The sequence below is a fragment of the Micromonospora sp. WMMA1949 genome, assembly GCF_027460145.1.
Classification (GTDB): Bacteria; Actinomycetota; Actinomycetes; order Mycobacteriales; family Micromonosporaceae; genus Micromonospora.
This window is the reverse complement of the sequence record NZ_JAPZBG010000001.1, coordinates 6,421,621-6,444,369: the sequence shown is the minus strand read 5'-3', so window position 1 is coordinate 6,444,369 and position 22,749 is coordinate 6,421,621. Positions and strand designations below refer to the sequence as shown.

Below are 22,749 nucleotides of genomic sequence, written 5' to 3'. Positions count from 1 at the left end.
TCAACAACCAGCGAGGGGGTCAACATTCGGCCGGAACAGAGGGGTCAAAGTTCAGCCGGCGTTGACAGCGCTTGCCACACTTGAGGAGCACTGACTTCACGGCCGGTGAAGAAAGATGCCAAGGGCGAGGGGAATCAGGATCTCCAACCCGAGTATCGCGGCGAGACGCCAGGGGTCGATGATCAGCGCACCGAAGAACCGCGTGATCCTGCGGCCGCGAAGCGGCGACGGCGTAGCGGAGGGCGCGCCCTGGATGAAGCGGACCAGGATCGTACGGATCTGTGACGCTGGAAGGATGATCCGTTGCCAGCCAGGCTCGAGCGGCTCGAAGGAGCCTTCGGCGCGCCGCACGTGCATGGGAGGAGCCAGCACAAGCTCCCGATCGACAAGTGCGGCATCCGCTGAGTAGGTGTCCCGAATGCCGAGGTAGGCGGTCCCGTCGGTAAGCTCCACCTGCAACTGCGTGCGGATGCTGAAGCCCGGAGACGACGCGTCCTGCTGGCCGTACAGTCGCTGCGGCAGCCGACTGAAGGTGGATACCCAGGCGCTCTCCATGTGCACGTTCCCCGCCAGTCCGGGCGCGGGCAGCAGGGCGTAGCACAGCGTGGCCAAGGTCAAGGAGACCAGCAGGAACAACGTCAGTGAACAGACTGTGAGCCACAGGTGGTCGGCGACGTACCGCGGTTCGAGCCAGAGCTGCCGGGGATCCAGCATTACGGCGGGCGCAGCCGTCCTGATTAGGCCGAGCACCAGCAGGGTCAACACCGTGACGGCTGCGCCGCCGAACAGGACACGCGCGGTTTCGACGAAGACGCTGTCGGCTCGGCCTGGCCGGGATCGCTGACGTAGCAGTTCAAGCGCGATGCCGGGAAGCACCAGCAGCAGGAAGATGGCCACACCTGCCAGTGACGTGGGCACCATGGCTGTCCGCCGTTAGTCCGTTGTAGTGGGTGCCTGACCTTCGGTGGATTGCTCGTTCCCGTCGTCGGACATGGTCGGGGGCGTCAGAAGGTCGCTGAGGCTGATGGGGTTGTCCAAGTCGTCCACGAGTCCACGTTCGGCGAGCCTGAATTCGGCCTGCTCGGGCTGCGGGTCTTCCATCGGTTGTATGTCCTTCCTGTGATGACTCGTTGGAGCGTGTCAGGGTATCGGTGGCGGTTCAATTGTCCGATCAGCCGGTTTGTATAGCCGAGCGTGGATTGTGGCCGTGGTCCCACAAGGGTCTGCTGGAGACCAACGCCGAGACAAGGGAGTCGCCGCAATGTTCGACAGAGCTCGAGGGGTGTTGACCGCCAATGCGGCGCTCAAGGCCTACCGGCGCGGCGACTACGACACCGCGCTGCGCAAGATCAAGGCGGCCGAACCGCTCTTCGCCATCGAGCCGGACGCTCGTCAGCGTGACTGTGATCTCGGTCGATTGCATCAGCTCGCCGGGCAGGTGTACATGAGGCTAGGCGATGTGGAGAAGGGACTGTGCTCGTTCGCCCGTGCAGAGGAGCATCTGGAGAAGGATCCACGTAATTTCCGGCGCTACGGGGAAGCGATGCACGACATCGCGATTTACTTCGCCGAACTGGGCATCCGTTCAGTCGCGGAGATGTACATCGAAAAGGCAGAAAAGGCCGTCGGGCATCTCCCTAGCTATGCCGATCAGATCCAACAAGTCAGGAGGGATCTGGCGGGGCAGGGCCACCGCCGGATGACCGCGGCGGTGATCGAGAGCCTCCGGCATGACCTAGAGTCAGCTCGCACCGACGCCGACCGCGCCATGCATAGCTACAACCTCGGAGCCGCCCTGCTAGAAATGGATGGGGCTGACCAGCACGAGGCATTCGCCCATGTCCGCTCGGCCGTGGTCTACTACGCCAAGCGTGACCGTGAGAAGTTCCTGCAGGCGCTGAGCATCCTCACCGACTCCCGGCACCGTGGCCGCTCGTTCCCCGCATGGCTGGACTCGGCCTCCGAGCACGCGCTGCGGGTAGCACGGGAGAACGCCAGCCCCCGCAACATTGCCGACGCGGAACTCGGCCGGGCCGCCTTCCTCCTCAGTCGCGGAGACCTTCAGAATGCGCTCACGCACGCTCTCACTGCGGTCGCCCGCAACAATGAGATCAGCGCCAGAACGGACGGGTCTGCCCTGCGCCTGTTCAACAACATCGGAGGAGAGGCAGCGCGGGAAGTGGCGCTTCAGATCGCCTGTGCGCGCAACGACACAGCGCTGGCAGCCGAGCTCATGGAGAGCGCCCGTCTCCAAGTGCTCCCCACCGGCGGAGCGACTGCGGAACGATACCGCGGCATGTCGCCGGCGGGCCTGCTCACCACCCTCGGCGCTACCCGCGTCTCCCGGATGCGACCGATCGCCGTGGACGGCTTCTCCCACCTCGCGTCGTTGTATACCGAGGACGTTGCTGGAACCCCGCTGTCCTTCGAGGACTGCGTCAGGCAGGTCGGCGGTGAAGACGCCTGGTGGTGGGGTGCCTGGGGATTCAACGAGCGCATCTACTGGTGTGTGCGCGGCGGGGGCGAGGCGGCCTGCGGGTTCCTTGATGCCGCCGACGGCACCGAACTTGGCGACGCCCTCGAGACTTTGCTAAATGCCAGCCTCGTCAACGAGGATGCGACCGCCTCGGACGTGCTAAACGGTCCGCTCAGTTCCTCGTATCGCGAGGAGGAAGCACTCTCCACGCTCCTCGGGCATCACCTTATCCCACCTGTCCTGCGCGCCGAGCTGCTGCGCCGGATCGACACTGGCAACCCCTTGCAGTTGGTGCTCTGTGGCACTTTGTTCGCTGTCTTGCCGACCGCCCTCCTGGGCATCGAGACGCAGAGCTCTGATCGTTACCCCGCGCGGCTCATCGACGCCGCGGTGCCGCGGGTCGCACCACCGGCGGCCCTGATGGACTACGTCGATCGTCATCCGACGTTCCCGTTGGACGAGCTGCCGCTGAGCGTCGCGTGCGTCGACCCGTGCGGCGACTTGCAGTTCGCCCGGCGTGTGCCGCCTGGTACGGAGATCGTACTCACCCATCCAGGAGCCACCCCGCAGGCCCTGGCGATCGCTCTGCGGCGACTCGGACCGTCACATCCGAGCCTGTTCTACTATTCCGGTCACGTAAGCGGGCGCGGTGACGTGGAGAGCGGCCTCGCCCTGGAGGGCAATCTGGTTACCGCCGATCTGATCTTTACCAGTTCAGGCGACGCTCCGGCCCTCCCGTTTCCGTCGCGGGTGATGCTGGCGGCGTGCGCGTCCTCAGGAGCCGGTGGCGACGGTGCGGGGGAGTGGTTCGGGTTGGCCTCCGCGATCCTGTGGGCCGGCGCGCGGCAGGTTGTTGCGACGAACTGGCGGGTCTGGGACACCCCGTTTACCAGTCGCTTCGATCTTGATCTAGCCGAAGCGCTACGCCGGCCGGAAGATGCGGCCACGGCATTGCGGGCCGTGCAACTCAAGTGGCTCCATCGGTGGAGGTCCACACCGCAAGGCGCGAACCCAGTTGAGGCGCCGCTGCCGGTGATCTGGGCCTCCTACATTTGCATCGGCGCGCGCTGGTAGGAGCTACTGATCAGGCCGAGGTAGCGGTTAGTACTCCAGCCGCACCTGATGAAGTCGGAGTCTTCGCTGGTAGTGGGCTCTTTTGGCGCGGTACTGGTGTCGTCGTCGCCATCGTGACCATCAATGGATGTGGTCGAAGGGGCGTTAATTCAGGCGGCGTCCGGCTCACCTTCGGCACTACGCCGATCGGCCTGCCGCCGGTCATGGCTACCCTTTTCGTCCAGCTCAGGGCTGAACGCGTAGGTACCGACCGCGCGACGACCCCATGCGTTTTCCCCGGTCGGGCCCTGGGACCAGCCGATCAGCGGGGGCATGCTCCGCACACGCCTCGCGGCGTTGGGCATGCCGACCCGCGCCGCTCGTACCGCCGCCATGTTCCAACCTGCGGTCGAGCTACCCGCCGCCGTTCTCGCCCGGTGCCTCGGCATCGACATCTGCAGCGCCGTTGCGTGGCAACGAACCGCGTCCGGCGACTGGCAGTCCTACGCCGGCCGGATTACAGCAGCGTAGTAGGACCCGTCGTGTTGAGCGCCCAGCGAATCACGCTGCATGATGCTTCTCCGCTGGTCGGCGCTCTGTTCACCCTCGCTTCTCCTCGTGGGAGGTGGACTCTCGTCTCTGGCGAGCTGTTCGCCATGGGACTGGACGAGATCATGGGGACTTTACGGACTGATCACTCCTGTGGGACTCGCGTGACGACCGGAAGCAGGAAGGTCGTCCAGTCGCCTGCCGGATCGGGGACGGTCATGTCGCGCACGGAGTTCCAGCCCAGGCTCGCCGTCGCGGTTTGCGGGCGCAGGCCTCGGGCGATGCGCTCGCCAAGCGCGGGCAGTTCCAGGGCGGCGGAGTTCACCTCGCGGTCGGAGACGATGAGCTTGCACCAGTCCGTGCTCGCCGCGCCCGGCTTGATGGCGTGGCCCGGTGGCAGGACCACCGGGATCCGATGTCCCTCGGCCGCCGCCGCGACACCCATCGGCGCCACGAATCCGCCCGGGAAGAGCATGGCGTGCGAGCGGTACCGGTCCGTGAGGTTGAGCAGGACGCACCACAGCCTGCGAGGCGAGGTGTTGCGCAATCGGACGAAGACCTCCGGCGGAGCCCAGCCGTCAGCGGTGCGGCGATAGGTGAGCGAAATCGCGCCATCGTCGTTGACGGAGAGCGGAGGCTCCTCCCGTGGTGCCGACACCACGCCGGGGCGGGCGGCCACAATTTCCAGGTGCACAGCACCAGTCAGCGCTGACCAGGGGTTGGCCAGCTCCTTGATCTGCGTCCATCGTGCGACGTGCGCCATCTGCGCCACCACCAGGCGAGCGCTCCTATCGGAGTGGCCCTCGACGTCGGGAACGACCGGCGTGTCGTCGGAGCGCAGGACGCGGAGGACCTTACGCCCTTCCCGCCGCACCGCCGCAACCCGCATGCGCGGGCCAATTTTCGGGTCTTCCTGGCGTGCGGCTGTCAGGTAGGCCGACGTCCGGATCGCCTCGACCACCCGTGCGCACGCCGCCGGATCGTCCTCGACCGTGCCCCCGACCACGACCTGGGCGGCCGGCAACGGGGTACGGCTCAGGACGACCGGGTACTGCTCGGCCGGGTCGGGCTCCCAGCCCAGCGGCTCGACGGCCGACTCACCCGCCCTCACCTCGACGACCCGCAGCACCAGACCAGCGCGGCCGGCGACGGCCAAGAGCACAGGTTCTTCAAGAGCCGGGACCGGCATCCCATGACAGTGGCCGGCGTCAACCAGCCATCCGTCACCGATCCAGCGGGCCGTCATTCCCGAGGACTTGACGAGGCTGCCGCCGAGGAAGGCCTGGTCGGCCGGGCCGTCGCGGTGGGCGGGGAACAACACCGGTGTCTGTGCCCTGCGGATGCCCTCGATCCTTGATCGGGCACCGACCAGCAGTTCGCGGTAGGTGGCGTCGGCCCCGAGATGGCGCATAGCCTCCAGCAGCGCGGCCGTGAACACACCCCGAAACTCGCCGTCGATGACCTGCTCGGCGGCCAGCTGGTCGGACCGGCAGGCGGATAGAGCTACATGGGATGTGATCGAGGAGGCCGTCAGGGCGCGCGGTTCCGGCGGACGGCGGGCCGAGGACGAGAGCGTGGTGACGGCGGGCGCCGACCGGATCGTTGCTTGGGATTCTCTGGTGCCGCTGCCCGAGTGGCAGCAGTCCAGCACGACCACGACGTGCCCATCGCGATCGGCGAGCCCGTCAAGGAGCACGGACAGCTCCTTGTCAGTCAGGTCCAGCACGTCGCCGTCTCGGCTGTCGTGGCAGACCAGCGACTGACTCATCCCCGTGGGTTCAAGGTGCCACTGCTCGGGCGCCACCGCCTGCTCCGAGCCGTGCCCACTGAACCAGAGCAGCGCGACCTCACCGCGTCCCACCTGCCCGAGGTGCGAGCGGATCGCCTCTACGATTGCGTCCTTGGTCGCCTCCCCGTTGATGAGGCGCCGTTCGTCCAGACGCGAGCCCAGCCGCTGATTGAGGAACGCGGAGACGTGCTCGACGTCGTTGACACATCCCATCAGGCGAGGGGCGCCGAGGTAGCGATCGATCCCGATGAGAAGAGCGCGTACCCGCCCGGTCGCATGCGCCGACACGGCCACGAGCGTAACACCGCAGAGCTCCGTCAATATCTGCATAATGGATTGATGGAGGGTTCCCCTCACGACTCGGAGAAAGAGCGGCTTGCCAAGGCCGCGCGGGTGATCACGGAGAGCGTTCAGGCGGCGTGGCTCATGCAGTCGAGAATGGGCGACAGCATCGAGGAACCTGTCCGCGACGCCGTGGTCGAGCTGATCACGGAAGGCAGCCCGCGCGCCAAGTTACGGATGATCGCTGAGCGCGAGGAGTTGCGGAGCCGCGAGGCCGAACGGCTGATAGACCGCACCATCGAGTTCGTCCGGGCCATACCCCAAGCTGACGCCTCCTATGAGCGTTTCTTCACAGCACACCTCGAGATGATCAGAATCGTCCGCGCGGGCGAGGTCGAGGCCGATGACATGCCGGTGGAGCCGCTAGACGCGGCCGCCCGGGAGGCTGCCTTTGCGCGCTCCCGAGCGGAGCGGCCGCAGACCGCGAGGGAGTGGGACGACCGGGCGCGTACCCTGCGCGACCGGGGCCAGATCGAAGAGGCCAGAGCGGCCTTCATCGAGGCCGTTCACCTGGCCCGGGCCGAGGGCGAGGCCGCGGTCGAAGGCAGTGCGGAGATCGGCCTGTTCACGTTGCTGATGAGGACCGCCCACACCGTGAAGGGAAGCCATCAGCGCATGCTGGTACACGCCCGCCGCGGTGCGGATGCCTACCGCCGGGCGGCCGACCCCGTCAGCGAGGCCAACGCGGTCGTGGCGATGATCACCGTGCTGACCGACCTCGCCGACCAGCCGAACCTGGAAAGCGCCCTCAACCGCCTGCAACGGCTGGATAAGGACCAGGCGCGGTGGTGGCGGGCCTATGCGGCCGCGATGACCGCGAAAGATCTCGAGCCTCTCATCATGGGGCTGCGGTGGTGCGTCGAGTCGGCCACCCTTCTTGGCGGCCACGCCGACTTTTACCGCAAGATGTGCGAGGGCAAGCTGGCCTACGCGGAAGGCCGAAGGATACCCCTGGAAGAAGGTGGTTCGGAGGTCTTCCAGGCGGGAGCCACCGCACTCGAGGTGATGGCTAACGGCCCGACTGAGGAGGCGGCCCGCCGACTCGACGAGATCCTTCGGAACGTTGAGGAGCTGCGGAAGTACGGGCGGTCGCAAGCCCTCCAGCGAGAGCTTTCAGCCGCCCATGAGATCACTTACCTGATGGCCGAGCGGTGCGCCGAAGCGCTGCGCGGTGCCGAGGCGGCGGTTGACGTCCATGAGCTCGCCGCGAGCCGGGCCCTGCTCGCGCAGACGGCGATGCACCAGCTCTGGAGGCAATGGCACCCGCAGGTGTTGGAGGACTCCCGTTCGAAGGTGCTTCAGGACGTTCTCGGGAAGTACATCATTGCGCCGACCGAACCCAACCACCGGCTGCTCACCCGAGTGTTCGGCGACCAGCGGCAGGCGCTCGAGCGCCAGGAGCAAAAGCTCCTGTCCGCCACGCCTGGCCTCACCACGGCCACGTCACCGACGCCGACCCGGTCGGTGCGGGCCCTGCTCGCCGAGAACGACCGCGTCGTGGTCTGCGGCTCGAACGGTTCGATCTTCCTCATCAGCCGCGGCGACTGCCGGACGATCGGTCGCTTCGCCACCAAGGAAGTGGACGAGGCGGTTGAGGGTGCACTGGCTCAGCTGTCCAGCCCGCTGGGCGGATCACAGGACGACCCCGACGCGGTCACCTGGCTCATGACCCATCTCGTCCAGCCCGTCGTGGACCACGTTCCGGAGGGGTGCCGCCTGTTCTTCGTGCCGCACGGGGCGCTCTGGCGGATCCCCCTGGGCGCGCTGGCACCCGCGATGCTCTCCGCGACCCGCGAAGTGAGCTACGTGCCCAGCCTCACCCTGCTGGCACGCCTGCTGACCAGGCCCCGGCTCAAGCGCGTCCTCGAACGCTTCGTCGGCTTCGGGGACCCCGACGGCAGCCTGCCGCACGCCCGGGCGGAGATCGACCACGCGGCGGGCACGTTCACTGATGCCTTCACCGTGACCGGAGATCGGCTCGAGTACCACATGATGATGGCCAACCTCGCCGATGCCGACGTCGCCCATTTCGGCTGTCACGGGTTCTTCTTCCCCGACCATCCGGACTTCTCCGCCCTGCACCTCGCCGGTCCCGCCGACCGTCCCGAGGCGCTCTGGTACGGCGAGCTCGCACGGTACGAGCTCAACGCGAGGCTGGTCGTCCTGGCGGCCTGCCACGCGGGAACCGGAGCGATGCGGTTCGGCTCGGAGTACGTCGGCTTCCCCGGCGCGTTTCTCGCCGCCGGCGCGCAGGGGGTGCTGGCGCCCCTGTGGGCGGTCTCCGACGCCTCGACCGAGGCGCTCATGCGGCACTTCTATCTGGCTCTCCAGAAATTCGCCTCGCCCGCCGACGCGTTGCGGCAGGCACAGCAGGCGATGGCAGCCAATCCGATCACGGCTCATCCCTACCACTGGGCGGGTTTCCAGCTGTTCGGCGCACCGGCGACGTACAAGTTTCCGGGTGCGTCGTGACGGGCGCACGGGACTTCGAGCCACCTCCGCCCGGCGCTATGGCCAGACCGGCCGAAGAACTCCAGATCGGCCACGACTTGGAGGACGTCTACTGCGCTTACACCGAGTGGATCGTGATCATCGGTCGGGGTTTTCCGGACTTCGTACTCGAGAAAATGCACGACATGTGCGGATGGACCGCCGACCGGATCCGCGAGCTGGGAGTGGACCCGGCCGTGGTTGACCGGTTCGAGGAAATCGTGGCTGACCTGCCGGGTCACCACGAGTTCGCCCGGTCGTTCGGACAGGACTGGCTGGAAGCCAGGGCACGCATCAGCGCGGAGATGGAGGATCTGCAACGTGTCGTGCGCACCGCGATCGACGCTCACCGGCGGCGGTACTACGACTACGGTGTCATGCTCTGTCGGATACAGTTGTGCGTGCGGACGATCCGTCTGATCCCGAAGCTTCCCGAGGACATGGCGGAGGAGCTTGCCGACATCCAGCAGCTCTATCACGCGGAACTGATGCGCGCGACGGCCGTCCTCCAGACCATGGTCGCGTATGAGAGCCCCACTCTGCCGCGCGACCCCGGTCAGCACCATCTGGACCAAGTCTTCGCGGCGTTCATCGACCATCTCGCGGTCTGGCAGACCGGCGAGGCCCGCGTCACCGACGACCTCGCCAGACATCTGGAGGAACTCACGGGGGCGATCGGCTTCCGCCGAAGTGACCGGTTCAGACAGGACATGGCCTGGATCGAGCATCCGGATCCGCTCGCCGAGGAGGACCGTATACCGCTTCCCGTCCCGCACTCCTCCGACGATCGGGACCGACTCGAGTCCTCCTGGAAGCAGGCCAAACAGATCGCGGCGGACGGAGACGTCGAGCGCTTCCTCGAGCTGATGCCGCATCTGCTCGAGGCATGCCGTAGCGTTCTAGGCCCGGTCCACCCGCTCACCCTGCACGTCCATGTCGACTTCGCCGCGGGGCACAGCGCCGTCGGCCGGACCGTTGCCGCGGCCCTGATGCTGCACGACGTCACCAACACGGCGCTGCACTACTACGGGCCCTACCACCCGGCCAGGTACCTGATCGCGGCCCACGCCCACTCGTTCCTCACTCTCGTGGATCCGGAACTAGCCGCAAGCCTCTACGACTTTCCGCTCAAGTCCCTGGTCGAGCGCGAGGAGGCGGACCTGCCGTCCACCTTGCACCAGGCCCGCCGGACCATCCGGGAATCGCTCGGCATGGACGATGCCTGACCGAACCCGACCGGGAAGCCGTCCATCCGGGTCAGCCTGATCTACGACCCGGCGCGGCAGTCGACCCGGGCACCCCGGCGTCCGGACGTCGTCGCTAACCGGGACTACGCGGACAGCGATCTCATCAACGTAAATCACGTTCCTGCTGAGTGGTTGTGCTCCGAGTTGGAGATGACGCCGGCCCAGGCTGACACAATCAGCGCCGTACGTGAGGAACGAGGCGGATTCACCACGGCGGACGAGATCATCCTGCATTGCTCCATGCCCTCTAGCACGTGCAGGGTGCGTTCGAGGCCCGAGGCATCGAGCGATACCTGGGAGGCGATGCGGTCGTCGTCGCCGAGTTCCGGCATGCCTAGCCACTCACCGGTGATCGTCAGCTCGTCTCGGCGGTTGTTCGTCAAGGTCAGGGGAAATTTTCTCGCCGTTGCGGGCATCGACGACGTTCGCCGCCACGACCGAGTTGTACTGGTAAGCGAGGCGCTGCTGATCGCCGAATTCCATGGTTTCGAAGTCGAGGGTGATCGTGACCTGGCGGACGCCGTCCTTGGTGAGGAGGAAGAGGAGAAGTTTGTATCGCGAGTAGCGCCAGGGCCCCTTGCTGACCCGGGCCCGCTTGAACCCGGGCACGGGCGCCTCGATGAAGGCCTGCGCTATCACGTCCTGCGCGGCCATGCGGTAGTGCCGCAGCGTGTCCTCGACCAGGATCTTGCGATCGCAGTCGAGCCAGTGCGCCATCTCCGCGTCGGTCGGCTTCGATTTTAGCTTGCGCACCCACCTGTCGTACGCCGCGCGCAGGTCCTCATAGTCGTGCTGGACCCGGTCCAGGTCGTCCCGGTAGCGGTGGCCCTGGAGAAGATCGCGAGCCAGCCCTGGATGGCGAGCCGAACTCCGGCCATGATTCCGGCCGTCGCGAGCACCGTCGTGAACGGCGCCTCGACGAGGGCCTGCCACAGCAGCAGCGGCCCGGCAAACGCCAGGGCGAACACTGCGGTGCCGAAGGCGGTCCGCCGCTGGGGCGTCCCGCACGGCGCCTCGGGGCACCAGGTCAACTACCGCTGGACCAACGTGGTGGCCCGCCCGGAGTGTGGGGCTGGACTTCTGGTGCGCTTTCATCACGATTGGTTCCACCCGCCCTGGGAGGAGCCGTGGGACATGGACTGGTCGTGGCCGGTCGACGTCGACGGGGTCCAGCGGCTGACGTCTGCCCTCGTCGGGTGCCCGGACCCGCTGCAGCCATCCTGCGAATGTCCCGCGCACCGCAGCTTGCGGGATACCACCGAGAGACCACCACCGCGTGAGGTCCCGGTGACGATCGTGTTGACCGAGGACGGGCTGCCGCAAGTCCGGTCGATACACGACCTATAAGGCTGGCACGACCGGTGGATAGACGGTCAGACGTGGCGGACGTTGAACCTGGCCCCCCGTTTACCCCCCGAAAACCCAGGCCAATTGTTGGCGAAGAGTGACAAGAGCCGGTGACGTATTAGTGACGTCCTTGCAGCTCAACGACCATCTCAGGCAAGTAATGACAAGCCCGCTTCGGCTACTTTCCGTTACAAGGGGTCGTCGGTTCGAATCCGGCCGTCCCGACAAAGAAAAAGCCCTGACCAGCGGAAACACTGGTCAGGGCTTTGATTTACTTCGATGGAGATTTGAACCGCCCCCCGAAACCCCCCGTTTACGCGGTGCGGCCCAGCCGCCGGCAGGGCGGCGCCCAGTTCAGCACCACGTGCGTGTCAGGCCGGACCCGGTCGACGCCGGGGCCGACCTTGATCACCTCGCCCGCCGCCTCGTGCCCGAGCATCAGCGGGTACGGCGGCGCGACCGTGCCGTTGACCATGGACAGGCCTGAGTGGCAGACCCCGGCGGCCCGTACCCGCACCCGTACCTCACCCGGCCCGGGGTCCGGCAGCTCCACCTCCTCCACGGTCAGCGGCTGGTCCACGCTGCGGGCGAGCAGCGCCCTCATCGCTGGATCGCCTTGGTCTGAAGGAACTCGTCGAGCCCGTAGCGGCCCAGCTCCCGGCCGAGGCCGGCCTGCTTGTAGCCGCCGAACGGGGCGAGCGGGTTGAACGGCACGCCGTTGATGTCAACGGCTCCGGTGTGGATCCGCCGGGCGACCCGCACCGCCCGCTGCTCCTCGGCGGACCAGACATCGCCGGCCAGGCCGTACCGGGAGTCGTTCGCGACGCCCACCGCTGCCTCTTCGTCGTCGGGTTGTGCACCGCGATGGTCTGTCCGCAGCAGGAGGCCACCCACGCTCGGTCGAGATCGATGTCGGTTCGTGCGAGATCCTCCGCGCCCCTCGCGGTGGTCGAGAACTAGCGCTGAGAGCTTTTGCTCTAGTGCCCCGAATCGGCTGGCGGGAGGGGTGGTAGCGGCCCGACGTGCTCCTCGTAGGTGCGGGCGAGCCCATGGATGAGCGCGTCGAGGCCGAGCGCGAAGGCGCCCTCGTCCACCCGTTGCTGATGCTCGGCGAGCCGGTGCGCCTGGGTCAGGTGCGGGTACCGCTCTCCGTACAACCCCGGGTCCTCGACGAAGCCACGGGCGAACGATCCGAGCGCGGAGCCCGCCACGAAGTAGCGCATCAGCGCGCCGATGTGCGTCGCGCGCGCGGGCGGCCAGCCGGCAGCGACGAGCCCGCCGTAGACCGCGTCGGCCATCGCCAGCGCCGCCGCCCGCCGGCCCGGCCCGCGGGCCAGGTACGGCACGATGTTCGGGTGTGCGGCCAGTGCCGCCCGATACGAGTGCCCCCACCGGCGCAGCGCCTCGCGCCAGTCGAGGCGCCCGAAGAAGGAGACGTCCACCTGGGCGGTGACGCTGTCGGCCACCGCGTCGAGAATGTCGTCCTTGGTGGCGAAGTGGTTGTAGAGCGAGGGCCCGCGTACGCCGAGTTCGGCAGCGAGCCGGCGGGTGGAGAACGCCTCCAGCCCGTCCGCGTCGATCAGCGCGGCGGCGGCATCGACGATCCGTTGCCGGCTGAGCAGCGCCTGCCTCGGCCGGGGCATCCGCGCCTCCTTCGCTCACTCGTCGGTCCGCGGCAACTCTGCACAGTCGGGTCTGGACGTACTTAAACTTGCAGCGCTAGTTTATGCCGCATGGACCTTCAGCTCTCCGCGGAGCAGGCGGCGGTTCGTCAGCTCGCCGCCGAGTTCGTCGACCGTGAGGTGGTTCCGCACGCCGCGGCCTGGGATCGGCGCGAGTCGGTCGACCCGGAGATCGTGGACAAGCTCGGCCGGCTGGGCTTCCTCGGGCTGACCATCCCCGAGGAAGACGGCGGGTCCGGCGGCGACCACCTCTCCTACTGCCTGGTGCTGGAGGAGCTCGGCCGGGGCGACTCCGCCGTCCGGGGCATCGTCTCGGTGTCGCTCGGGCTGGTCGCCAAGGCCATCGCCGCGTACGGGTCCGCCGCGCAGCGGGCCGAGTGGCTGCCCCGGCTCTGCGCCGGCACCGCGCTCGGCTGCTTCGCCCTGACCGAACCGGACAGCGGCTCGGACGCGGCCGCGCTGACCACCCGGGCGACCCGCGACGGCGGCGACTGGCTGATCACCGGCGCGAAGACGTTCATCACCAACGGCACCGTGGCCGACGTGGTCCTGCTCTTCGCCCGCACCGGCGGACCCGGACACCGGGGCATCAGCGCGTTCCTGGTGCCCGCCAACGTCGCCGGGCTCACCCGGAGGGAGATCCACGGCAAGCTCGGGCTGCGCGGGCAGGCAACCGGTGAGCTGCGCTTCGACGCCGTCCGGGTGCCCGACTCGGCGCGCCTCGGCCCGGCCGGCGGCGGTTTCCGGCTGGCCCTGGCCACCCTGGCCAAGGGCCGGATGTCGGTGGCCGCCGGCTGCGTCGGCATCGCCCAGGGCTGCCTGGACGCGGCGGTCGGCTACGCCGGGCAGCGCACCCAGTTCGGCAAGCCGATTGCCGGGCACCAGCTGGTGCAGCAGTTGCTCGCCGCCATCGCCGTGGACACCGCCGCCGCCCGGCTGCTGGTGTGGCGGGTGGCCGACCTCGTGGACCGGGGCGAGGCGTTCGCCACCGAGGCCTCGATGGCCAAGCTCTTCGCCAGCGAGGCAGCGGTCCGGGCGGCCAACAACGCCGTCCAGGTCTTCGGCGGGTACGGCTACATCGACGAGTATCCGGTCGGCAAGTACCTGCGCGACGCCCGGGTCGCCACCCTCTACGAGGGCACCAGCCAGATCCAGCAGCTGCTCATCGGGCGCGCGCTCACCGGCGTCAACGCCTTCTAGCAAAGGGGAGAACCGTGACCAGATTCGCCGACCGGGTGGCCGTCGTCACCGGCGCCGGACAGGGCATCGGCGCGGCGACCGCGCACCGGCTGGCCGCCGAGGGCGCCGCCGTCGCCGTGGTCGACCTCGACGAGGAGCGCAGCCGGGCGGTCGCCGACGAGATCACCGCGAACGGCGGCCGGGCCGTCGGCATCGGCTGCGACGTGACCGACCCCGCGGCGGTGGCCGCGATGAGCGACCGGGTGGTGCAGGCGTACGGCGGGTTGCACGTGCTGGTGAACAACGCCGGCATCACCCGCGACGACCTGCTGTTCAAGATGCCCCTGCCACACTGGGAGGCGGTGCTGACCACCAACCTGACCAGCATGTTCCTCTGCTGCCAGGCCGCCCAACAGCACATGGTCGCGGCCCGCTACGGCCGGATCGTCAACCTCAGCAGCCGCTCCGCCCTCGGCAACCGGGGCCAGGTCAACTACGCGGCGGCCAAGGCGGGGGTGCAGGGTCTGACGGCCACTCTCGCCATCGAACTCGGCCCGTACAACGTCACGGTCAACGCCGTCGCCCCGGGCTACGTGGCCACCGCGATGACCGCCGCCACCGCGCAGCGGGTCGGCAGCAGTCCGGAGGAGCATCAGCGGATGGTCGCCGAGCACACCCCGCTGCGCCGGGTCGCCCAGCCGACCGAGATCGCTTCGGTGATCGCCTTTCTGGCCAGCGACGACGCGTCGTACGTCAGCGGACAGACCCTGTACGTCAACGGCGGCGCGCGCTGAGGCGCGCCGGCGGACCAGCACCCGGAGGGGACATGGACTTCGCGCTTTCCGACACCGAGCGGGCGATCCGCGACACCGCCCGCGATTTCATCACCAGGGAGGTCATGCCGCTGGAGCAGGAGCTGCTGCGGCGGGAACGGGCGCACCGGCCCGGACTGGAACACAGCGAGCTGCGCGAGTTGCAGCTCAAGGCGCGCAAGTTCGGGTTCTGGGGGCTGGCCACGCCGGAGGAGTACGGCGGCATGGACCTGCCGGCCGTCACCCAGTCCCTGATCTGGACCGAACTCGGTCGCTCGTTCGTGCCGTTCCGGTTCGGCGGCGAGGCGGACAACATCCTGTTCCACGCCAATGACGAGCAGAAGCGTGAGTACCTGGTCCCGACCATCGAGGGGGAGCGGCGCAGCTGCTTCGCGATCACCGAGCCCGGCGCCGGCTCCGACGCGGCCAACATCAAGCTCAGCGCCCGCCGCGACGGCGACGACTGGATCCTCAACGGCGAGAAGACCTTCATCACCGGCGGTCACGACGCCGACTTCGCCATCGTGATCGCGGTGACCGACCGGGAGAAGGGGGCCCGCCACGGCGGCGCCACCGCGTTCCTGGTGGACCGGTCGATGGGCTGGCGCTCGGAGTTCATCCAGACGATGGGCGAGGGTGGGCCCGCCTCGCTGGTCTTCGACGACGTCCGGGTGCCCGGGCGCAACATCCTCGGCGAGCCCGGGCAGGGCTTCAGCCTCGGCATGGAGTGGATCGGCAAGGGCCGCTACATCATCCCGTCGCACGCCGTCGGCATCGCCGAGCGGGCGTTGTCGATGGCCATCGACTACGCCAACACGCGCGAGACGTTCGGCGCGAAGATCGGCACCAACCAGGCCATCCAGTGGATGATCGCCGACTCGGAGACCGAGCTGGAGGCGGCCCGCTGGCTCATCCTGCGCGCCGCCTGGACCGTCGAGCAGGGCATGGACCCGCGGCACGCCTCCTCGATGGCGAAGCTTTACGGCGCGGGCATGGTCAATCGGGTGGTCGACCGCGTCCTGCAGATCCACGGCGGCATGGGCTACACCCGGGAGCTGCCGATCGAACGCTGGTACCGGCAGGTCCGGCTCTACCGGATCTTCGAGGGCACCGACGAGATGCAGCGACTGATCATCTCCCGCGACCTGCTGCGCGGCTACACGAAGCTGGGAGGGCACCTGGCATGAGGGTCTTCGCGTCCATCGAGGAGTTGGCCGAGGCGACCGGCGAGACCCTGGGCCCCGGCCCCTGGTTCCGGATCGACCAGCAACGGGTCGACCGGTTCGCCGACGCCACCGACGACCGCCAGTGGATCCACATCGATCCGCGACGGGCCGCGGCCGGCCCGTTCGGCGGCACCATCGCGCACGGCTACCTCACGTTGTCCCTGCTGCCGGCGCTGGCCGGTGGCCTTTACCGGATCGAGGGGGTGGCCATGGGGGTCAACTACGGGCTCAACCGGGTTCGCTTCCCGGCCCCGCTCCGGGTCGGCAGCGCGGTCCGCGCCACCGCGACCCTGGCCGAGGTGTCACCCGTGGACGGCGGCGTGCAGGTGGTCACCGCGGTCACCGTGGAGAGCGACGCCGGCGGCAAGCCGGTCTGCGTCGCCGAGACGGTCAGCCGCCTGGTGCGGGGCGTGGCCCGATGACCGCGCTGTCGCTGGCCATGGTGCTGGCCGAGTCCGCCCGCCGGCACGCCGACACCGTCGCGGTGGTCGACGGCGACACCCGCGTGACGTACGCCGAGCTGTGGCTGGAGGCGCGCAGCTACGCCGCCGGGCTGCGCGAGTGGGGGGTCGGCCCCGGCGACAAGGTGGCCCTGCTGGCCCCGAACGTGGTGGACTTCCCCCGGGTCTACTACGGGGCCCTCGCGGCCGGCGCGGTGCTCGTCCCGGTGCACCTGCTGCTGACCGTGGACGAAGCGGCGCACGTGCTGACCGACAGCGGCACGAAGCTGCTGGTGTGCCACAGCTCCCAGCTCGCCCTGGGCGCCGCCGCCGCGGCGGCGGCCGGCGTGCCGCTGGTGACCGTCGGGCCGGCGGTCGCCGGCGCGGTCGCGCCCCGCCTGGAGGAGCTGAGCCACCCGCTGCCACCGCTGCCGTCGTACGTCACCCGGTCGGCGGAGGATCCGGCGGTGGTGCTCTACACCAGCGGCACCACCGGAGTGCCCAAGGGCGCCGTGCTCACCCACCTCAACCTGGTCATGAACGCCACCGTGAACGTCTTCGACGCCAACGACGCGCGCAGGACGGACGTAGTGCTCGGCTGCCTGCCGCTGTTCCACAGCTTCGGCCAGACGGTGGCGATGAACGGCACCTTCCGGATCGGCGCGACACTGGTGCTGCTGAGCCGGTTCACCGGGCCGGCCGCCATCGACCTGATGCTGCGTGAGGGGGTGGACGTCTTCCACGGCGTGCCCACCATGTACGTGGCGCTGCTCGACGCCGCCCGGGACCGGGACGACCTGCCCCGGCTGCGGCTCTGCGTCTCCGGCGGGGCGTCGCTGCCGGTGGCCGTGCTGGAACGGTTCCACGCCGCCTTCCAGACGACGGTCTTCGAAGGGTACGGGCTCTCCGAGACCTCACCCACCGCCACCACCAACCAGCCGCACTTCGGCACCCGCGCCGGGACCATCGGGCACCCGGTCTGGGGCGTGGAGGTGGAGATCGCCCGCGCGGAGGTGGACGAGCGGATCGAGCTGCTGCCGACCGGAGAGCTCGGCGAGATCGTCATCCGGGGGCACAACGTTTTCGCCGGTTACCTGGGGCGGCCCGAGGCGACCGCGGAGGCGGTGGTGGACGGCTGGTTCCGTAGCGGTGACCTGGGACGCAAGGACGCCGACGGGTTCATCACCATCATCGACCGGAAGAAGGACATGATCATCCGGGGCGGCTTCAACGTCTACCCACGCGAGGTGGAGGAGGTCCTTGCCGGGCACCCGGCGGTCGGCCAGGTGGCGGTGATCGGGGTGCCCGACCCGCTTCACGGCGAGGAGGTCTGCGCGGTGGTGGTGGCGGACCCGGCCGGCCCGGGCCTGCCCGACGAGCAGGAGATGATCGACTGGTCGCGGGAGCATCTGGGCCGGCACAAGTACCCGCGGCAGGTCCGGTACGTCGACGACCTGCCGCTCGGGCCGAGCCACAAGGTGCTCAAGCGGGAACTGCGACGCCGGATGGCCCCGCCCGACTGACCACCGCCCGCCGTCCGCTGCCACCCGGCCAGGCCGCGGCCCTCGTCGCGCTCGCCGCGCGGGGAGGGCCTTGCGGGTGATCGGGCAGCGGGTGATGTCGATCGCGCCCGCCTCGATTGCAGGCACGACGTCGCTCTCGCTGTCGAATGTGGTCAGGATCAGCACCCGGGCGCTCGGTGCCCGCTTGCGCAGGGCCGCGGTCGCGGCGACGCCGTCCATCCGGGGCATCCGGAGGTCCATGAGTACGACGTCGGCTGTCGCTGGGCGCGACAGCCGCTCACCTCGAGCTCTCGCCCGATGTACGACCGGGCGGTGGTGTGCCGCGCACAGGAACCTGAGCGAGAATGGGCCGGTTCGTACTCCGCGCAACCCTGGAAGGATCCTCCCTTGGCCGGTGGACTCGTAGCCCTGTTGGATGACGTGGCGGTGCTGGCCCGAGCCGCTGCCGCGTCGATCGATGACATCGGGGCGGCCGCCGCGAAGGCCGGCGCCAAGGCTGCGGGCGTCGTCGTCGACGATGCTGCCGTCACGCCGCAGTACGTGCGGAGCCTGGCGGCCGAGCGCGAGTTGCCGATCATCAAGCGCATTGCCCTGGGGTCGCTGCGCAACAAGTTCTTCATCATCCTGCCGGCGGTGCTGCTGCTCAGTCAGTTCGTGCCCTGGCTGCTCACTCCGATCCTCATGCTCGGCGGCGCCTACCTCTGTTACGAAGGCGCGGAGAAGGTGTGGGCCAAGATCGCCCATCACGATTCCCACGGCGCGGGCGATGAAAAGGTGCAGGACGAGACGAAACTGGTGTCCGGGGCGGTACGAACCGACCTGATCCTCTCGGCGGAGATCATGGTCATCGCCCTCAACGAGGTGATCGATGAGGCGTTCTGGTCCCGCCTGGTGATCCTGGCTGTCGTCGCCGTCGTCATCACCGTCCTGGTGTACGGCGTGGTGGGCCTGATCGTGAAGATGGACGACGCCGGGCTGCGTCTGTCGCAACGTTCCGGTGCCGTCGCCACGTTCGGCCGCGGTCTGGTGAGGGCGATGCCGGTAGTCCTCACCGTGCTGACGGTAGTCGGCACTGCGGCGATGCTGTGGGTGGGCGGGCACATCCTGCTGCTCGGCACGAACGAGCTGAACCTGCCCTTCCTGTACGAGGCCGTGCACCACGTGGAGGTCGCCGCCCACGACGCCACGGGTGTTCTCGGCGGGCTCGTCGGCTGGCTCGTCAACACGGTGGCCAGCGCGATCCTCGGGCTGATCGTCGGAGCGCTGGTCGTGCTGGTCATGACTCTCACGCTCCACCGCCGCAAATCCAAGGCTGCGCCGGCCACGACTCGTACTGACGGCACCATCCCCGTGCCGTCGAGCCGTGCAGCTGAGCGTCGCGACGTTCCTGCGGACCGGGCGCCGCGCGGTTGACCGCAAAAGCGAACCGCCCTCTCAGTCCAGCTTCGGTTGTTCGTACAGCTCTCTGGCGGACAGCTTCACCGCGCTGCCGTCCGCGAGGCGGACGGTCAGTGTGGTGGTGTTGCTGCTCGACTCATCGAGGCCCTCGGGGTACCAGGCGCCGAAGTAGCCGTCGCGAACGGTTGCCCACGCCGTCCGTGACGAATCGCCGTCCTCGGTCCGCAAGTTGATCTCCACACTCGTCACCTGTGAGCCAACGTGTCCCGCCATGATCCGGACGTAACCTTCGTCGGTGCGTAGTTGACTCCACGAGTACAGCTCGACACCCCCGGCGCCGAGCCGCTCGGTGCTGGTCAGCACGGTAAGGATGCTGGTCCTCCTCACGTCTCCGTTGCGATCGCGGAAGCACGTCTGGCTTCCGGCCGGCGACACGGCGTTCACGTAGGCGTACTCGCCGCGTTTTTCACCGATGACCACCTTTGCGACGCTCGCGTCCTGGGCAGGCAGGCATTTGCTGGCGAGGTCGCGTGCCTCGCTGTCCGACATCGGACTCGGCTCGGGCGTCCACGACGCAAACGCGGGACCAGCGTTGACAAGTGTCAGGGTGAATGCGACAGCGGCGGCGAGCGCTCCGGCCGCGCCGGCGATCGCCAGGCGAGGCCGACGGCGTGGTGTGCGCGCTGGTGCTGGACGTGGTCGCCGATCGGTGGCGACGATCCGCTCGAGCAATTCCCGCGCGGGTTCCTGCCCGACGCGTGCCGGCACCGGGACCGCGGCGGAGCGGATCGTCTGGTTGAGGACATCGTCGTGGGTCATGCGGAGCCTCCGCGTCGTGAAGGGCCGGCCGGTGCAGGGACGTTTGTGGGTTCGCTGTTCGGCCGCTGGCCAAGATGCTGACGCAGGCGGCGGCGGGCGCGCAGCAGGCGCAGACTGAAAGCGGGCCGGGAAATGCCCAGCACCTGTGCTGCCTGCGGCCCGGTGAGGTCTTCGATCGCGGTCAGCGTCAACACTTCCTGATCGGCGGGTGACAGGCGCTGCCAAGCCTTCACTAGGTCGACGCGGGTAGCCGCAAGGTCGGCCTCGGCGTTGCTCGAAGCATCGGGTTCCTGTAGGACGCGAAGCGCGAGGCTCTGCTGCCGTTGGTCGCTGCGCTGCCGATTGTGCAGAACATTGCGGGCCACGGTGAACAGCCAGGCGCGGGCCTCGCCGAGTGGTTTCGGTACTTCGTCCAAGCGGCGCCACGCTATCAAGAACGTCTCGGCGACCACGTCTTCGGCGACGGCGTGGTATGCACGGCGTTCGACGAAGACCAGCAAATCGTCATACGTGGCCTCGAACAACTCGCGGAAGGCGGAATCGGGATCCGCAGTCGTTGGATCCGTAGCGCGGCTGGTGGTCATTGTCGTGGCCGGTCCAATACGAAGCCGCGGATCAACGGTGCGAGTGGGCGCTCGACGAAGCGATGGACGAGCCAGGCTGCCGCCAGCAGCCCAACCACGGTTCCACCGATCATGATCGACGCGGGGAGGTTGGTTTCCTCGTACACGTTGCGGATCACGCTGTATCCAATGCGCGGGTGCAAGAGGTAGAAGGGGTAGCTGAGTGCGCCCGCAGTGGCCAGCCAGCGCATTCTTACCCGGTCGGTGTAGCCGAGCGCGATGATGAGCATCACAAGGTACACCCCGGTGAGCAGTACCGGTGCGGGCCAGACGGGCACCTCGAAGCCGGGCTTCAACTCCAGGGTCCGCTCGTGCACGCGCTGCAGGCTGACCAGCCACGCGGCGAGTAGAAGCGCCCACAGCCATCGATCGGATCGGTTGCGGCAAAGCAGGAACAGGGTAATTCCGGCAACGAAGTACGGCGCGAAGTCGGACATCACGACCTCGTCCAGGGCGGCACCCCGGAAAACGGGCATGATTACGGCGACGGCCAGCCACACGGCACTGAATATTTTTACTCCCCGGTCGGTCGGCTTGGCCGCAAGAATGCACGCCGCGATCAGATAGAACCGGAGCTCGATCCAGAGGGTCCAGTACACGGTGTCGACAAGCGGCGTGTTGAGGGGCTCCGCCAGCATGGTCAGGTTGACCAGCACGTCCCACCCGCCCGGCGGAGGTGGGAAAGGCAGCCCGCCGCTGATCGGCAGCACTGCCGTAACGGCTGTCGTGGTCAGCACACACACCCAGAACGCCGGATAGAGTCGCGCGGCGCGGGAGGCAGCGAACTCACGAACGGTGCGCCCCCAGCCGCTCATGAGGATCACAAATCCACTGATCAGAAAGAACGTCTCGACACCGAGGAAGCCATAGATCAGCACCGGTGCCGCGTCCGGCAGGAAGTATGCCGGCGGGCGCACCCCGTCCAACCTCCATGAGTCGCCGAAGTGGTATCCGGCCACCGCAAGCGCACAGATCAGCCGCAACCCGTCCAGCACGTACAGCCGTGGCGCCCGCCCGGGAGGGCTGCTGACGGGCGTCGGCGTCGGCGCGCGGTCGAGCAACGCGGTCGTCATGCTCTGCTCCTGTCCTGGATACACGACTGCATCCGGGACAGACATGTGCAGCACCGCGGCAAGTGCTACAGGTGATCACCGTCACCATCCTCTGACGAAGCCCGGGGGTCACCGCGCCTTACCCTTCACCAGAGATCGCGCGCCGCCGGGCACTCAGACGACCAGGGCCCCGCCCGATTCGGCAACCGGTGATCAGTACGGCATGGCCCGGGTGCTCGCCTCCCGAAGCGCCCGGAGCCGCTCAGCATCACCGGGCGCGGCCAAGCCGGCCGTACCAACCGAGACGTCCCGCAAATCAGACGGAGGCGGGTTTCTCAACGCGTCGATGTCACGACCGGCACGTTCGACGATGACGAGCGCGGTGGCCGTGAACCCCTCGATGAAAGCAGTGAATTCATCCGCGTTGATCCAGTATTCGTCTCGGATCAGCAGCGGCTCAATACCGCTCGACACGCCTTCTGCCTGGGCCAGAGCCTCGGCAGTACGGACGAAAAGGTCGGCGACGCCGTTGGCAGGGTTCCACAACGTCTCATCGCCGATCGATGTGGGGATGCCGGTGACGGTTGGCGCCCTGGCCGTTACCCCGCCGACCTCGGCCGACGTGACGGCCGCCACGTGGGATCCGGACCGACGTGGGGACGGTAGGATTTCTGCTCCTGCACGGAACGGGCCGTGCTCGGC

At 68.2% G+C, this 22,749-nt stretch carries 20 protein-coding genes and 2 pseudogenes; 10 read left to right on the top strand and 12 right to left on the bottom strand.

Annotation, left to right across the window (positions count from 1 at the left end; genetic code table 11):
* Window positions 1-96: 96 nt before the first annotated feature.
* Window positions 97-921 (bottom strand): DUF6338 family protein, encoded by an 825-nt coding sequence (locus tag O7607_RS30130; RefSeq protein ID WP_247659724.1) that lies wholly within the window; start codon window positions 919-921, stop codon window positions 97-99.
* A gap of 340 nt (window positions 922-1,261) precedes the next feature.
* Between O7607_RS30130 and O7607_RS30125 the strand changes: the two genes are divergently transcribed.
* Window positions 1,262-3,550, top strand: coding sequence for a CHAT domain-containing protein (locus O7607_RS30125; RefSeq protein WP_269706834.1), 2,289 nt, complete (start codon window positions 1,262-1,264; stop codon window positions 3,548-3,550).
* Between the two features lie 673 nt (window positions 3,551-4,223).
* On the opposite strand, the gene O7607_RS30120 is transcribed toward O7607_RS30125, so the two are convergent.
* Complete coding sequence (locus tag O7607_RS30120) at window positions 4,224-6,155, bottom strand: caspase family protein (protein ID WP_269706833.1); 1,932 nt, start codon at window positions 6,153-6,155, stop codon at window positions 4,224-4,226.
* Between the two features lie 51 nt (window positions 6,156-6,206).
* Here O7607_RS30120 and O7607_RS30115 point away from each other — a divergent pair, with 51 nt between their 5' ends.
* Together O7607_RS30115 and O7607_RS30110 are read left to right on the top strand one after the other, a co-directional pair.
* The gene (locus O7607_RS30115) at window positions 6,207-8,681 is read left to right on the top strand and encodes a CHAT domain-containing protein (protein ID WP_269706832.1); all 2,475 of its coding nucleotides are present in this window, start codon (window positions 6,207-6,209) and stop codon (window positions 8,679-8,681) included.
* A 38-nt stretch (window positions 8,682-8,719) separates the two neighbouring features.
* Entirely contained in the window at window positions 8,720-9,925 is a 1,206-nt protein-coding gene (locus tag O7607_RS30110; protein WP_247659725.1) for a hypothetical protein, read from the top strand.
* A gap of 134 nt (window positions 9,926-10,059) precedes the next feature.
* Here O7607_RS30110 and O7607_RS30105 read toward each other — a convergent pair whose 3' ends face one another.
* Together O7607_RS30105 and O7607_RS30100 are read right to left on the bottom strand one after the other, a co-directional pair.
* The gene (locus tag O7607_RS30105; protein ID WP_269706831.1) at window positions 10,060-10,278 is read right to left on the bottom strand and encodes a hypothetical protein; all 219 of its coding nucleotides are present in this window, start codon (window positions 10,276-10,278) and stop codon (window positions 10,060-10,062) included.
* Between the two features lie 10 nt (window positions 10,279-10,288).
* Complete coding sequence (locus tag O7607_RS30100; RefSeq protein ID WP_269706830.1) at window positions 10,289-10,699, bottom strand: hypothetical protein; 411 nt, start codon at window positions 10,697-10,699, stop codon at window positions 10,289-10,291.
* A 36-nt stretch (window positions 10,700-10,735) separates the two neighbouring features.
* On the opposite strand from O7607_RS30100, the gene O7607_RS30095 reads away from it, so the two are divergent.
* Window positions 10,736-11,293: a hypothetical protein gene (locus tag O7607_RS30095; protein ID WP_269706829.1), complete on the top strand. Its 558-nt coding sequence runs from the start codon at window positions 10,736-10,738 to the stop codon at window positions 11,291-11,293.
* Between the two features lie 313 nt (window positions 11,294-11,606).
* Here the strand turns inward: O7607_RS30095 and O7607_RS30090 are convergent, their stop codons facing one another.
* The 3 genes and pseudogenes from O7607_RS30090 to O7607_RS30080 all read right to left on the bottom strand — a co-directional run bounded on the left by O7607_RS30090 (window position 11,607) and on the right by O7607_RS30080 (window position 12,936).
* On the bottom strand, window positions 11,607-11,897 hold the full coding sequence (locus tag O7607_RS30090; RefSeq protein WP_332367323.1) for an alcohol dehydrogenase catalytic domain-containing protein: 291 nt from the start codon (window positions 11,895-11,897) through the stop codon (window positions 11,607-11,609).
* Window positions 11,894-12,142: pseudogene (locus O7607_RS30085) on the bottom strand (aldehyde dehydrogenase family protein); the annotation flags it as partial. The pseudogene O7607_RS30085 and the gene O7607_RS30090, both read right to left, overlap by 4 nt.
* Window positions 12,143-12,270: 128 nt before the next feature.
* Window positions 12,271-12,936, bottom strand: a complete 666-nt coding sequence (locus tag O7607_RS30080) for a TetR/AcrR family transcriptional regulator (protein ID WP_269706828.1) — start codon at window positions 12,934-12,936, stop codon at window positions 12,271-12,273.
* A gap of 90 nt (window positions 12,937-13,026) precedes the next feature.
* On the opposite strand from O7607_RS30080, the gene O7607_RS30075 reads away from it, so the two are divergent.
* Genes O7607_RS30075 through O7607_RS30055 form a run of 5 tightly spaced genes read left to right on the top strand, consistent with a single transcriptional unit; the run spans window position 13,027 to window position 18,155 of the window.
* Window positions 13,027-14,175, top strand: a complete 1,149-nt coding sequence (locus O7607_RS30075) for an acyl-CoA dehydrogenase family protein (protein WP_269706827.1) — start codon at window positions 13,027-13,029, stop codon at window positions 14,173-14,175.
* 14 nt (window positions 14,176-14,189) lie between these two features.
* Window positions 14,190-14,948, top strand: coding sequence for an SDR family NAD(P)-dependent oxidoreductase (locus O7607_RS30070; protein ID WP_269706826.1), 759 nt, complete (start codon window positions 14,190-14,192; stop codon window positions 14,946-14,948).
* A gap of 32 nt (window positions 14,949-14,980) precedes the next feature.
* Entirely contained in the window at window positions 14,981-16,153 is a 1,173-nt protein-coding gene (locus O7607_RS30065) for an acyl-CoA dehydrogenase family protein (protein WP_116507000.1), read from the top strand.
* Window positions 16,150-16,614 (top strand): MaoC family dehydratase, encoded by a 465-nt coding sequence (locus tag O7607_RS30060; protein ID WP_269706825.1) that lies wholly within the window; start codon window positions 16,150-16,152, stop codon window positions 16,612-16,614. The genes O7607_RS30065 and O7607_RS30060 overlap by 4 nt, the downstream gene beginning before the upstream one ends.
* Window positions 16,611-18,155, top strand: coding sequence for a long-chain-fatty-acid--CoA ligase (locus O7607_RS30055; RefSeq protein WP_269706824.1), 1,545 nt, complete (start codon window positions 16,611-16,613; stop codon window positions 18,153-18,155). Before O7607_RS30060 ends, O7607_RS30055 begins: the two co-directional genes overlap by 4 nt.
* A gap of 72 nt (window positions 18,156-18,227) precedes the next feature.
* Here O7607_RS30055 and O7607_RS30630 read toward each other — a convergent pair.
* Window positions 18,228-18,524 (bottom strand): annotated as a pseudogene (locus tag O7607_RS30630) (response regulator); the annotation flags it as partial.
* Between the two features lie 18 nt (window positions 18,525-18,542).
* On the opposite strand from O7607_RS30630, the gene O7607_RS30045 reads away from it, so the two are divergent.
* Window positions 18,543-19,568 carry a DUF808 domain-containing protein gene (locus O7607_RS30045; RefSeq protein WP_269706823.1) on the top strand — a complete coding sequence of 342 codons (1,026 nt, stop codon included), beginning with the start codon at window positions 18,543-18,545 and terminating at the stop codon, window positions 19,566-19,568.
* Window positions 19,569-19,589: 21 nt separating this feature from the next.
* Here the strand turns inward: O7607_RS30045 and O7607_RS30040 are convergent, their stop codons facing one another.
* From O7607_RS30040 to O7607_RS30025, 4 genes are all read right to left on the bottom strand, one after another.
* The gene (locus tag O7607_RS30040) at window positions 19,590-20,372 is read right to left on the bottom strand and encodes a hypothetical protein (protein ID WP_269706822.1); all 783 of its coding nucleotides are present in this window, start codon (window positions 20,370-20,372) and stop codon (window positions 19,590-19,592) included.
* Window positions 20,369-20,956 carry an RNA polymerase sigma factor gene (locus O7607_RS30035; RefSeq protein WP_269706821.1) on the bottom strand — a complete coding sequence of 196 codons (588 nt, stop codon included), beginning with the start codon at window positions 20,954-20,956 and terminating at the stop codon, window positions 20,369-20,371. The genes O7607_RS30040 and O7607_RS30035 overlap by 4 nt, the downstream gene beginning before the upstream one ends.
* Window positions 20,953-22,068, bottom strand: coding sequence for an acyltransferase family protein (locus O7607_RS30030; RefSeq protein ID WP_269706820.1), 1,116 nt, complete (start codon window positions 22,066-22,068; stop codon window positions 20,953-20,955). The genes O7607_RS30035 and O7607_RS30030 overlap by 4 nt, the downstream gene beginning before the upstream one ends.
* A 192-nt stretch (window positions 22,069-22,260) precedes the next feature.
* Complete coding sequence (locus O7607_RS30025) at window positions 22,261-22,683, bottom strand: DUF6086 family protein (protein WP_269706819.1); 423 nt, start codon at window positions 22,681-22,683, stop codon at window positions 22,261-22,263.
* Window positions 22,684-22,749: the final 66 nt, after the last annotated feature.